This window comes from Sandarakinorhabdus sp. (genome assembly GCF_041689835.1).
Taxonomy (GTDB): domain Bacteria; phylum Pseudomonadota; class Alphaproteobacteria; order Sphingomonadales; family Sphingomonadaceae; genus Sandarakinorhabdus.
The window spans coordinates 1-11,969 of the sequence record NZ_JBDNFM010000173.1; the positions used below are offsets into that span (position 1 = coordinate 1).

Consider the following 11,969-nt stretch of genomic DNA (forward strand, 5'->3'; position numbering starts at 1 on the left):
ACGTAATAGGCGTTGATAGCGCCGACGTAGAAAAACCAGACCAATCCGAACAACAGCACCGGCCGATCCGCGATGGCGCGAACCAGGCTTTCATGTTTGGTGCCGGTGATGGCATCGGCATCGGCCGCCAACGCGCCGATGAGCCAGCGGCGTTCATCATCGCCCAGCCAGCCGGCCGCCGCCGGATTTTCGGGCAGGAATTTGAAGATGACGATGCCCATGATCAGCGCCGGACCTGCTTCGAGCAAGAACAGCCACTGCCAGCCCTGAAAGCCGGCCACACCATCAAGGCCAAGGATCGGCCCCGAAACCAGCCCCATGAGGATCTGCGAGACCGGCTGCGCCACATAAAACCGGCTGACAGCGCGGCCGCGCCATTTGGCCGGGAACCACTGGCTGGCATAAAACAGCACGGCTGGAAAAAAGCCGGCTTCGGCGGCACCGAGCAGAAAGCGCAGCACATAAAATTGCATCGGCGTCTGCACAAACATCTGGGCCGCCGAGATCAGCCCCCAGGTGATCATGATGCGCGTGAGCCAGATGCGCGTGCCAAAGCGCATCAGGGCAGCGCTGGAGGGCACTTCCAGCAGCGCATAGCTGAGAAAGAAAATACCGCCGGCAATGCCATAAACCGTGGCCGTGAAACCCAGATCGGCGTTCATCGTCGCGGCCGCAAAGCTGATGTTGGCGCGGTCGACGATGGCGATGAGATAGGCAATGAAAATGAGCGGCAACAACCGCCACTGCGCCTTGCGCATGACACGTTCAGGCAGGCCAGCACCGCTGTCGTCAGCTGTGATCATGGCAATGCCGCCCCCGAATAATCATTGCCAGGTGGGGCTTAAACCATTGCCCCGGGATGTCGACCCGGGCCAGTTCCGCCGCCAGCGGCTGGGGCCGGGTCCGCAGCCAGCGGCCGGGGCTGGATCCGCCGCCAGCGGCTGGGGCACCACCGGCAAACCGTGTCTCGCCTGCGGACGGCAGTGCGGTTTGCGGGGCATGTTCCCATGATGCCGAGCTGGCGGCCGCGACAACGCAACAATCAGAAATTTGCGTCCTTCACACAAAACAGCGCTTCCAGCGCCGGATCGGTTCGGCGGCCCAGCACGCGTTCGGCGATATACTCGCCCACCACCGGACCATGCTTGAAGCCGTGGCCGGAGCCGCCGCCGGCGATCCAGACGTTGTCCCAACCCGGATGGCGCTGGATGATGAAATGCTCGTCGACGCTGTTTTCCAGCTGGCATACCCGCGTCTCGACGATCGGCTGGTCCTTCAGCCCTGGGAAGCGGCGGGCGACATACTCGCGCGACCGGCGCACCTGAAAGGGCGTGACGATGCGGTCATCATTGTCGGGGTCCATTTCGGTATCGCCGCCGACCGGGCAGACCTTGATGCCCTTGCCGTCCACGCTGGGGAAACCATAGTGGCTGGCTTCCGAAAACACCGGCAAGTCGGGGCAGGAATAGCGGTCGTCGCCGGCCGGCGTGCCAAAGAAATAGACCTCCCGCCGCGGGGTCTGAAGCTTGCGGCCCAGCAAATCGGGAAACAGCCGGCCCAGCCACGGACCGCAGGCAAAAACATAGCTGGCGCCGCTCACCGCGCCGCCGCCCTGCAGCGCCAGTTGCGACAGGGTGCCGCCGGTGGGGCGATCAGGCTGGGCGCGGCCCGCCACCAACTGCACGCCCTTGCGCGCGGCGGCTTCGGCCACGGCCAGGCAAGCCCGGTGCGCCCGCACGATCATGGCGCCGGGTTCATAAAGGCCTACCGCCATCTCTCCAGGCTCCATCTGAGGCCAGCGCCGGCGCATGTCGCTAGCCGACATCAGCTCGTGATCGACCTTCAACCGAGTGAACACATCGCGAGAGGCGCGCAGACCGGGATTGAGATCAGTTGCCAGTTGCAGCCGCCCCGCCGGCGACAGCAACGGCAGCCCAAATTCGCGTTCCCGCTCGCGCCACAGCTCCATTCCGCGCAGCACCCAACGCGAATAAACCTCGCGATCACCATAGCCCACGCGGATCTGCCGTGTTTCCCCTCCGGACGTAGCGCGGGCATTGCCCGGCCCATAGGCATCGACGAGCGTGACACTGTGGCCCATCTCGCGCAGCCGCAGAGCCGTCCACCCGCCGAAGGCACCGGCGCCGATCACCACCACGTCCGATGGCCGGGCAGTGCGTTGCCATTGCGGTGCCGGCTGCACCGAAACGGCAGCGCCGGCCATGCTGCTCGCGGTGGCGAGCCCTGCCGCCTTCAGAAATGTGCGACGCTCCATGTGTTCCCCCCGTTTTTCGGCGCGTCCGGGCTTGATGGCCGTGAACAGCTGCCTGTGGCCAAACCTAGGTCTGCCCCCCGGCCCCGTCAATTGTTCGCCCCCTGCTCACCACTTGCCCCCCGGCCCCGCCGCCGCTAACGCCAGCCGGTGACCAGCACCCCTCCTCTCGTCATTGCCGTCGATGGCCCGGCTGCCAGCGGCAAGGGCACGGTGGCCAAGGCGTTGGCGGCGCATTTCGGGCTGCCGTTCATGGACACCGGAAAATTGTACCGCGCCTGCGGATTGGCGGTGCGGCTGGCGGGGCATGATCCCTATGACGCCAAGGCCGCGGAACAAGCTGCACGGGCGCTGAACCCGGCGTTGCTGGATGATGCCGATCTGATGAGTGCGCTTAACAGTGATTATGCCTCGATTGTGTCCAGCCATGCCGGCGTGCGGGCGGCGTTGTTCGATGTGCAGCGGGCGTTTGCGCGGCAGGCCGGCGGCGCGGTGCTGGATGGGCGCGATATCGGCACGGTGATCGCGCCGGATGCAATCGCCAAATTGTTCGTCACGGCAGCGGCGGATGTGCGCGCCGCCCGCCGCCATGCCGAGCTTTGCGCGCGCGGAGCGGAGCACACGCTGGCCGATGTACTGGCCGATATCCATGCCCGCGATGCGCGCGATTCAGGCCGGTCTGCCGCGCCGCTGGTGCAGGCGCCCGATGCTGCCTTGCTTGATACCAGCGATCTGGGTATAGCCGCCGCGGTTGCTGCTGCGATTGCCCTGGTTGAACGGGCGAGAGCCGGCACCGGCCGGTAACAGCCAATCGGCGCCACTGCAGGCCCTTTTTTCGGGCTTTCACAGGCCTTTGGCTTTTTTCCGGAATGAGCGGCTGGCATGGTGCCACCGCGACGGCGACGAACGGCAGGCAATGGTGCCTTGTCGATGGGTTTTGCAGGCCATTTGTGCCTGTGACGGCCCTTATTGAAGGTGTTTGATACTTTATGGCTACCTCTGCCCAGCCGACCCGTGACGATTTCGCGGCTCTGCTTGATGCCTCGCTCGGTAAGAACCAGAGCTTTGAAGGCCGCGTTGTTCGCGGGATTGTCACCGCGCTTGAAAATGAATTTGTCGTCATCGACGTCGGCCTGAAGAGCGAGGGCCGTGTGCCCCTGCGCGAATTTGCTGGCCTTGATGGCAAGGCCGAACTGAATGTCGGCGACGAAGTTGAAGTGTTCGTCGACCGCGTCGAAAACGCCAACGGCGAGGCCATGCTGTCCCGCGACCGCGCCCGCCGCGAAGCCAGCTGGGATGCGCTGGAATCCAAATTTGCCGCTGGGGAGCGCGTCGAAGGCGTGATCTTCGGCCGCGTCAAGGGCGGCTTCACGGTCGATCTGGGCGGCGCTGTGGCGTTCCTGCCGGGTTCGCAGGTCGATATCCGCCCGGTGCGCGATGTCACCCCGCTGATGAACCTGCCGCAGCCGTTTCAGGTGCTGAAGATGGACCGCAAGCGCGGCAACATCGTGGTGTCGCGTCGTTCCATCCTGGAAGAATCGCGCGCCGAGGCCCGCACCGGGCTCATCTCCAGCCTGGCCGAAGGTCAGATTGTTGACGGCACCGTGAAGAACATCACCGATTACGGTGCGTTTGTTGATCTGGGCGGCATCGACGGCCTGCTGCACGTGACCGACATGAGCTATAAGCGCGTCAACCATCCGTCCGAAGTGTTGAACATCGGCGACGTGCTGCGCGTGCAGATCGTGCGCATCAACCGCGAAACCCAGCGTATCAGCCTGGGCATGAAGCAGCTTGAAGCCGATCCGTGGACGACGGCTGCTGCCAAATATGCCGTGGACACCAAACACAAGGGCCGCGTGACCAACATCACCGAGTATGGCGCCTTTGTCGAACTGGAAGCCGGCATCGAAGGCCTGGTGCACGTTTCGGAAATGAGCTGGGTGAAGAAGAATGTTCACCCCGGCAAGATCGTTTCGACCAGCCAGGAAGTCGAAGTCATCGTGCTGGAAGTGGACGAAGAAAAGCGCCGCATCAGCCTTGGCCTGAAGCAGGCACAGCGCAATCCGTGGGAGGTGTTTGCCGAAAGCAACCCGGTTGGCACGGTCGTGGAAGGCGAAGTGAAGAACGCCACCGAATTTGGCCTGTTCATCGGGCTGGACGGCGATGTGGATGGCATGGTTCACATGAGCGACATCGCTTGGGGCATGACCGGCGAAGGCGCCCTGGCGCGCCACCACAAGGGCGAGCGCGTTACCGCCCGCGTGCTGGAAGTGGATATCGAGAAAGAGCGCATCAGTCTGGGCATCAAGCAGATGGATGAGCAGGGCGGCGCTGCGGCCAGCGCTGTCACCCGCAACACCAGCGGCGGCGACTGGAAGAAGAACGACGTCGTGACGGTGACCGTGATCGCCGCTCGCGATGGCGGCCTGGATGTGCAGATCGGCGAAGATGGCCCGGAATGCTATATCAAGCGCAACGACCTGTCCCGCGACCGCGACGAACAGAAGGCCGAGCGTTTCCAACCCGGCCAGAAGGTCGACGCCATGGTGATCGGCTTTGAAAAGGGCCGCAAGCCGATGCTGAGCATCAAGGCCATGCAGATCAACGAAGAAAAGGTGGCCGTGGCGCAATATGGCACCACGGATTCGGGTGCCACGCTGGGCAACATCCTGGGCGCGGCCTTCAACAAGGCTCGCGAAGATTCCGAAAAGAATTGATCGGCCCCGTTCGAACCTGACGTGAAACGCGCCCCGGCAGCCTGGCTGCCGGGGCGTTTTTCGTGAACCGGCAGGCGCTGCACACCGTGTTGGTGGGCTGTGCCGGCAAATATGGCACAAGGGTTGCTTATTTTTTTGCCGCCGCGCCTTGACCATCCCGGCCAATGCAATAGGATTGCACTGCTTTTGGGGGGAATGCGCCGCGTTGGCGCCAAGCGAGGTAGGCCAAAATGATCAGGTCCGAACTGGTTGCCATCGTCGCCGAACAGAATCCGCATCTAACCATCAAGGATGTGGAGCGGATCGTTGCGACCATTTTTGACGAGATCACCGATGCACTGGCGCAGGGCCGGCGCGTTGAACTGCGAGGCTTTGGCGCCTTTTCTACGCGCGCCCGCGACCCGCGCACGGGCCGCAACCCGCGCACCGGCGCCGCCGTGAAGGTGGATGCCAAGAAAGTGCCCTACTTCAAGCCGGGCAAGGAATTACGCGAACGGCTGAACGGCTGATCGCTCCGGTCCCGCCAGACTGGAACACCGGTCAAGAGCGGGCGTGGCGGAACCGGTAGACGCAGCGGACTTAAAATCCGCTTTCCACAGGAAGTGCGGGTTCGAGTCCCGCCGCCCGCACCATCTTTGTTTGGCCGACGCCGCCCGCCAACCCATCGCGCAGGTTCGGCTTCGCTCCGCCCAACTGCCCGATTTTCCCTTGCCGCTGCAAACCGTCCAGCCCTCACCGAACGAGCCCACGCCATGCTGCCGACCATCAGCCTGATCGGCATCCCGACCGACCAGCACAGCAGTTTCCTGCGCGGCGCGGCCGCAGCGCCGGCTGCCATCAGGGCGGCACTGGCCAGCCCGCACGGCAACAGCGCCACTGAACGGCTCACGGAAATCGGTCATGATTTCCAGCTGCTCGATATCGGCGATGTCGCCATTGCGGAAAATGCCGGCGACGACGATTGCATTCGTGCTGCCGTCGCAGCCGCGCCGTCACCGTTGATTGCGCTGGGCGGGGATCACAGCATCAGCTTTCCGGTGGTTGAAACGCTGGCGCGCCGCCACAGCGCCTTTGATATCCTGCATTTCGACGCCCACCCCGATATCTATGACGAACTGGACGGCAATCGCCGGTCCCATGCCTCGCCGTTCGCACGCATCATGGAGGGCGGTCACGCCCGCCGGCTGGTGCAGGTGGGTATCCGCACGCTCAATCGACATTGCCGTGAACAGGCGGCGCGGTTTGGTGTGGAGATCATCGAGGCGCGCCATTTCAGCGACCAGTGGCGCCCGCGTTTTGATCGGCCGCTTTATGTCTCGATCGATCTTGATGCGCTGGATCCGGCGTTCGCGCCGGGCGTATCCCACCACGAGCCGGGCGGGCTTTCGGTGCGTCAGATCATCGCCATCCTGCTTGATCTGGACGTGCCGATCATCGGCGGCGATGTGGTGGAATTGAACCCGTCGCGGGACATAAACGGCATGACAGCCGTGGTCGCCGCAAAGCTGGTGAAGGAACTTGCCGCCGCAATGGCTGCCAACCCGCTGCGCTGACACCCCTGCGCTATTGCCGCATTCCCTTGCAATCGGCGCAGCAAAGGCTGATTGTGACATTAAGTAGTGCGATGAATGCAGCGATTCCTGATTTGTGTCATTTGGCGCGGCTGGGACCGCAACGGTTCCTGTTCTGCGGCGTTTATTCGACAAGCCACTCGTTTCGGTGGCGTTTTTCAGCAAGCCATCAGGTTCGATGGTTGGGGAATGGTAATGTCCGACGGAAGTGGCTGGGTCGAGATCGTGTTGCTGGCGTTGTTGGCGGCGTTCATCGGTCTGCGCCTGGTGTCCGTGCTCGGCAAGCGCACCGGCCAGGAACGCCCGATCGGTGACAGTTTCCGCCCCAGCGCCGAATTGACCGCACCGCCGCGCCGCGAAACAGAACGCGCTGTGCGCGGCCAGATCATGCTGCCGCCCGGCACCGATCGCAGCCTGCTGCCCGCGCTGGAAGCTGTCGCCGATGCTGATCCCGGCTTTGCCCCCGATCAGTTTTTGGCAGGAGCACGCAACGCCTACGGCATGATCCTCGAAGCGTTCTGGGCCGGTGACCTGTCCGCGCTCAACAGCTTGGTTTCCGACGAAGTTCACGGCAATTTGTCGGCCGCAATCGAAGCGCGCGGCGGTACCAGCCTGAACAACCGGTTGGTCAGCGTAAGTGCCGTGAACCTGCACGACGCCAATGTCGTCAGTCAGATGGTGGAAGTAACGGTGCGTTTCGTCGCGCGTATCGCCGCGGCCGAAGGCGAGACCGAAACCCGCGACCTGTGGTCTTTCAGCCGACTGGCTGGCAACCTCGACCCGGCTTGGGTGCTGATTGCCACCGACAACGAAGACGACAGTGATCAGATGCCGCCCGACCTTCTGGGCGACGATTCCACACCCTCCGCCTGACGGCATTTCCATGCGGCAGTTGTCCGTGGTGGCCAGCCTGCTGCTGCTCGCGGCCTGCGCCGGCAAGCAGGAACGACCTGCCGCGCCTGTCACGGCGCCGCCCGTCTCTCCTCTGCCAATGGCACCCCCGGCAATATTGGTGCCGCTCACCACCCGCGCAGTCGATGCCGGCGTGGCTGCAACCGACATGCCGGCGCTGCCCGAAGCCGCCGCCGCCGTGGCAGCATTTCGCAAATCCTGTGCCGGGCTGACGCGCCGTGAAGACCTGTCGGGGTTGACCCGGCCGGAAGACTGGCAGCAATCCTGCACCGCTGCTGCCGCCGTTGCTGCGGGGCAGGAAGAGGCGTTCTTCCGTGACCAGTTTCGTGCCATAAATATTGCCGGCGGCGCAGGCTTTGCCACCGGCTATTACGAACCCGAAATCGCCGCCAGCCTGATCCGCGAGCCGGGATATGATGTGCCGCTGTATCGCCGCCCGGCTGATTTGATCGAGGTGCCGCTGGGCGATTTTGCCGCCAGCCTGAAGGGCCGCACCGTACGCGGCCGGGTGCAAGGCAATCGGCTTGTGCCGTATGCCACGCGCGAACAGATTGCCGGCGGCGCGCTGGTGGGCCGGCAATTGGAAATGGCGTGGGCAGCTGACCCGTATGAGGCGTTTTTCCTCGAAATCCAGGGCAGCGGCCGGTTGCGCCTCCCCGATGGCCGCATCGTCCGCATCGGTTACGATGGCCAGAACGGCCGCGATTATGTCGCCATCGGCCGCCTGATGATCGAACAGGGAAAATTGGTGCGCGGCAAGGCCGGCATGGCGCAGATCATCACCTGGCTGCGCGCCAATCCGGCTGATGCCCCAGCCATCCTCAACGCCAATCCATCGAAGATTTTTTTCCGTGAGCTCAAGGGTGATGGCCCTGTCGGCGCGATGGGCGCGCCTGTCACGCCGTTTGTCAGCGTCGCTGCCGATCCGGCTTTCATTCCGCTGGGGGCGCCGCTGCTGGTGGAAACCACGCTGACCGCCCCGGCTACGCCCTTCGCCCGCCTGATGGTGGCGCAGGACACCGGCGGCGCCATCAAGGGCGCCAACCGCATCGATCTGTTTCTTGGACCGGGCACGGAGGCTGCTGTCATCGCCGGCGCGCAAAGTTCGCCGGCGCGGGTGATCGTGCTGATCCCCATCGCCGCTGCCGCGCGGCTCACACCCTGATGAGACGCCTTTCCGCCCATGAACGGGCCTTGTGGGCGCGGGTTGCGGCCAGTGTGAAACCAATGCCGGGCAGGAAAGCGCTGGCGGTGCCCGTCGTGCAACCGGCCGCGCCTGCTGCTGCACCGGTTTTACTACCGCAGCCCGCGATCAAGGCCAGCCCGGCCCGCCCCGTCCCCGCCAAGGTGTCGGCACCAAAGCCGGCCAAGCCGCATCCGCTGGGCGCGCCGCTCGATGGCACGTGGGACCGGCAGATCAGCCGCGGCCGGCTGTCACCGGACCGCGTGATCGATCTGCACGGTTTCACGGTGGCTGATGCTTACGGCGTGCTGGCGTCGGCCATATTGGGCGGAGACGGCGCGAGGGTGCTGTTGGTGGTCACCGGCAAGGGCCGCCCGGATCGCCCGTCGCGCATCCGTGCCGAATTGATGCACTGGCTTGAACGCCCCGATTTGCGCGCCAATGTCGCTTCGCTGCGCGCAGCACACCCGCGCCACGGCGGCGGCGGCGCATTTTACATCATCCTGCGGCGCGGCAAATAACCCGCCCTATCGCCAATCGCAGGCAGTCGCGCCACAGCGAAGGCGTAGAACGAACAGCCAAGAGGAGCGCCGGGCATGTCTGAAGAAATCATCCTGATCAGCCGCGATGGGCCGGTGGCCATCGTCACGCTCAATCGGCCGCAGGCGATGAACGCGCTGAGTTCGGCGCTGCGCCGCGACTTGGCCCGCGCGTTTCGCGAACTGGAAGCCGATGACAGCGTGCGCGCCATCGTGCTCACCGGCGCCGGCACCCGCGCCTTCACTGCGGGCCTTGATCTGAAGGAATTGGGCCAACAGGGCCTTGGCGCCGCCAATGCCCAAGGCCCCGACGACAATCCGGTGAAGGCCATCGAACAGACCGGAAAGCCCGTGATCGGTGCCATTAATGGCGTCGCCATCACCGGCGGTTTCGAGGTGGCGCTGGCCTGCGACGTGCTGATCGGCAGCGAAAACGCGCGCTTTGCCGACACGCACGCGCGGGTGGGCATCATGCCGGGCTGGGGGCTTTCGCAGAAACTGTCGCGCCTGATCGGGCCATACCGGGCGCGCGAGCTGTCGCTGTCGGGCAATTTCCTCGATGCGGCCACGGCGGCAAGCTGGGGCCTGCTTAACCGGGTGGTTCCGGCAGACCAGTTGATGGCTGCCGCCACCGCGCTGGCTCACGACATGGCCGGCATCGCGCCAGAATTTTCCCGCGCTTACAAACGCCTGATTGGCGATGGCTATGAATTGCCGTTCGGCGAGGCGATGGCGCTGGAGGCGGAGCGTTCGACCGCTGCCAATTCACAGGTTTCAGCTGCACAGGTCGAGGCCGCGCGCAGTGCCGTGCAGGCCAGGGGTCGCCAGCAGTGACCGTCCAGGAATCCTCCAAGATGCCGTTCCCCGGTTTCAGTAGCGACACCATTGACGACACCCTCGTCAACCCGGCGGCGTACGCGGATGAAAGCATCCACGCGGCCTACAGCAAACTGCGCGCCGAAGATCCGGTGCACTGGACCGAGCCCAAGGGTTTCCGCCCGTTCTGGTCGATCACCCGCCATGCCGATATCGTGGCGATTTCCAAGGCCAACGACCGCTTCATCAACCGCCAACGCACCTATCTGAGCCCCGTCGAGGCCGAAGACTGGGTGAAGGCCACCACCGGTGACACCCATTTGTTCCGCACGCTGGTCGATCTGGACGATCCGCTGCACATGAAGCTGCGGCGCATCACACACACATGGTTCATGCCGCAAAACCTGAAGAAACTGGAACCGCAGATCGCCGCGATTGCCAAGGCGCATGTGGACCGGATGGCGGCACTGGGCGGAACCTGCGATTTCGTCAATGAAGTGGCGCTGTGGTATCCGCTGCGGGTGATCATGATGATCCTGGGCCTGCCGGCGGAAGACGAAAACCGCATGCTGCAGATGACGCAGGAGATTTTTGGGCCGCAAGACCCGGATGTGGTGGCGCGCAGCCGCATCCTGACGCAGGGCTTGGGAGGCCCCGAAGCCACCGGCAACCCGCAGGTCGATATCTTTGCGCTGGTGCAGCAGTTCTTCGCCTATTTCGGCGAGGTGCTGGCCGATCGCCGCGCCAATCCGCGCGATGATCTGTCCACGGTGATCGCGCAAGGGGTGGTGGACGGTGAACCCATCGGCATGCTGGAGGCCATCAGCTATTTCGCCATCACCGTCACCGCCGGCCACGACACCACCAGCAGCAGCGCCTCGGGCGGCTTGCTGGCGCTGACGCGCAACCCGGCGGAGATGGCCAAGCTGCAGGCCGATCCGTCGCTGATCCCCGGCGCTATCGAGGAGATGATCCGCTGGGTGACGCCGGTGAAGCATTTCATGCGCACGTGCGTGGCTGACACCGTGGTGGGCGGCAAGATGATCAAGGCCGGTGAAGCGGTTGCGCTGTTTTACTGGTCGGGCAACCGCGACGAATCGGTGTTCGAAGACCCGTTCGCGTTCCGGGTGGACCGTGCCAGCAACCCGCAGACGGCGTTCGGCAACGGCGTGCACCAATGCCTGGGGCTGCATCTGGCGCGCATGGAAATCCGGGCGCTGTTCGCCGAATTGCTGCCGCGTCTGGATGAAATCGCCCTCAGCGGCGCCCCCCAGCTCAGCGTTGCCAATTTTGTGTCAGGGCTGAAGGCGCTGCCGATCCAGTACAAGATGCGATGAGGGGAGATCGGGGCCGGCTTGACCCGGCCGCCTATCCGGCCAGCCTGACGCTCGAAACCCGCTTTGCCGATATGGATGTCAACGGCCATCTCAACAACGTGGCCTTTGCCCGGTTTTTTGAAGAAACCCGCGTGCGCTTCCTCCGCGCCGGGCCAGCCGTACCGGCAACCGGCGAGCGGCGATCGAGCTTTGTGGTGGCCAATGTCAGCATCGATTATCTGGCAGAAGGCAGTTATCCCGCGCCCGTCACCGTAACCCATGCCATCGCCCGTATCGGCAACAGCAGCTTTACCGTAGCGATGGCGGCGTTTCAGGACGGCATTTGCATCGCGTTGTGTGACAGTGTGCTGGTGCACCGCGATCCGGCAACCGGCCCGGCGCCGATTCCGCCGGCCTTGCGGGAACGGCTTGAGGCGCACCGGCTGAACGGCTAGAGGCTGCGTTTTGCCCCCCAAGACGGAGTCTCCTCATGGCCGACGCGCCGACCACGCTTACCCTCACCCTCGACAACGGCAGCAACGCCGGCGGCGATGTCGTCATCACGCTGCGCAGCGATGTGGCGCCCGGCCATGTGACACGCATCACCACGCTGGCGCGCCAGGGTTTCTATGATGGCATC

Annotated in this window: 12 protein-coding genes, 1 tRNA gene and 1 pseudogene; 12 read left to right on the forward strand and 2 right to left on the reverse strand. The window is 64.3% G+C overall.

The window, feature by feature from the left end; genetic code table 11:
- Together ACESL8_RS09310 and ACESL8_RS09315 are read right to left on the reverse strand one after the other, a co-directional pair.
- A partial coding sequence (locus ACESL8_RS09310; protein ID WP_372918113.1) for an MFS transporter occupies nt 1-803 on the reverse strand: 803 nt, incomplete at its 3' end.
- A gap of 239 nt (nt 804-1,042) precedes the next feature.
- Nucleotides 1,043-2,275, reverse strand: a complete 1,233-nt coding sequence (locus ACESL8_RS09315; protein WP_372918115.1) for an FAD-binding oxidoreductase — start codon at nt 2,273-2,275, stop codon at nt 1,043-1,045.
- Between the two features lie 147 nt (nt 2,276-2,422).
- Here ACESL8_RS09315 and cmk point away from each other — a divergent pair, with 147 nt between their 5' ends.
- From cmk to ACESL8_RS09375, 12 genes and pseudogenes are all read left to right on the forward strand, one after another.
- Complete coding sequence (gene cmk / locus ACESL8_RS09320; protein WP_372918117.1) at nt 2,423-3,076, forward strand: (d)CMP kinase; 654 nt, start codon at nt 2,423-2,425, stop codon at nt 3,074-3,076.
- Nucleotides 3,077-3,261: 185 nt separating this feature from the next.
- A complete protein-coding gene (rpsA, locus tag ACESL8_RS09325) occupies nt 3,262-4,992 on the forward strand; it encodes a 30S ribosomal protein S1 (RefSeq protein WP_372918119.1) in 1,731 nt (576 codons plus the stop codon).
- 230 nt (nt 4,993-5,222) lie between these two features.
- Nucleotides 5,223-5,501 carry an integration host factor subunit beta gene (gene ihfB / locus ACESL8_RS09330; RefSeq protein WP_022680188.1) on the forward strand — a complete coding sequence of 93 codons (279 nt, stop codon included), beginning with the start codon at nt 5,223-5,225 and terminating at the stop codon, nt 5,499-5,501.
- 37 nt (nt 5,502-5,538) lie between these two features.
- Nucleotides 5,539-5,624, forward strand: a tRNA-Leu gene (locus ACESL8_RS09335).
- Between the two features lie 120 nt (nt 5,625-5,744).
- Nucleotides 5,745-6,545, forward strand: a complete 801-nt coding sequence (locus ACESL8_RS09340; protein ID WP_372918120.1) for an arginase family protein — start codon at nt 5,745-5,747, stop codon at nt 6,543-6,545.
- Nucleotides 6,546-6,758: 213 nt separating this feature from the next.
- Nucleotides 6,759-7,436 carry a Tim44/TimA family putative adaptor protein gene (locus ACESL8_RS09345; protein ID WP_372918122.1) on the forward strand — a complete coding sequence of 226 codons (678 nt, stop codon included), beginning with the start codon at nt 6,759-6,761 and terminating at the stop codon, nt 7,434-7,436.
- A 10-nt stretch (nt 7,437-7,446) separates the two neighbouring features.
- The gene (locus ACESL8_RS09350) at nt 7,447-8,640 is read left to right on the forward strand and encodes a murein transglycosylase A (RefSeq protein WP_372918124.1); all 1,194 of its coding nucleotides are present in this window, start codon (nt 7,447-7,449) and stop codon (nt 8,638-8,640) included.
- A complete protein-coding gene (locus tag ACESL8_RS09355) occupies nt 8,640-9,179 on the forward strand; it encodes a Smr/MutS family protein (RefSeq protein WP_372918126.1) in 540 nt (179 codons plus the stop codon). The genes ACESL8_RS09350 and ACESL8_RS09355 overlap by 1 nt, the downstream gene beginning before the upstream one ends.
- Nucleotides 9,180-9,254: 75 nt before the next feature.
- Nucleotides 9,255-10,031, forward strand: a complete 777-nt coding sequence (locus ACESL8_RS09360) for an enoyl-CoA hydratase (RefSeq protein ID WP_372918128.1) — start codon at nt 9,255-9,257, stop codon at nt 10,029-10,031.
- Nucleotides 10,028-11,350 (forward strand): cytochrome P450, encoded by a 1,323-nt coding sequence (locus ACESL8_RS09365; protein WP_372918130.1) that lies wholly within the window; start codon nt 10,028-10,030, stop codon nt 11,348-11,350. The genes ACESL8_RS09360 and ACESL8_RS09365 overlap by 4 nt, the downstream gene beginning before the upstream one ends.
- Nucleotides 11,347-11,784, forward strand: coding sequence for an acyl-CoA thioesterase (locus ACESL8_RS09370; RefSeq protein ID WP_372918132.1), 438 nt, complete (start codon nt 11,347-11,349; stop codon nt 11,782-11,784). Before ACESL8_RS09365 ends, ACESL8_RS09370 begins: the two co-directional genes overlap by 4 nt.
- Before the next feature lie 35 nt (nt 11,785-11,819).
- A pseudogene (locus tag ACESL8_RS09375) lies at nt 11,820-11,969 on the forward strand (peptidylprolyl isomerase); the annotation flags it as partial.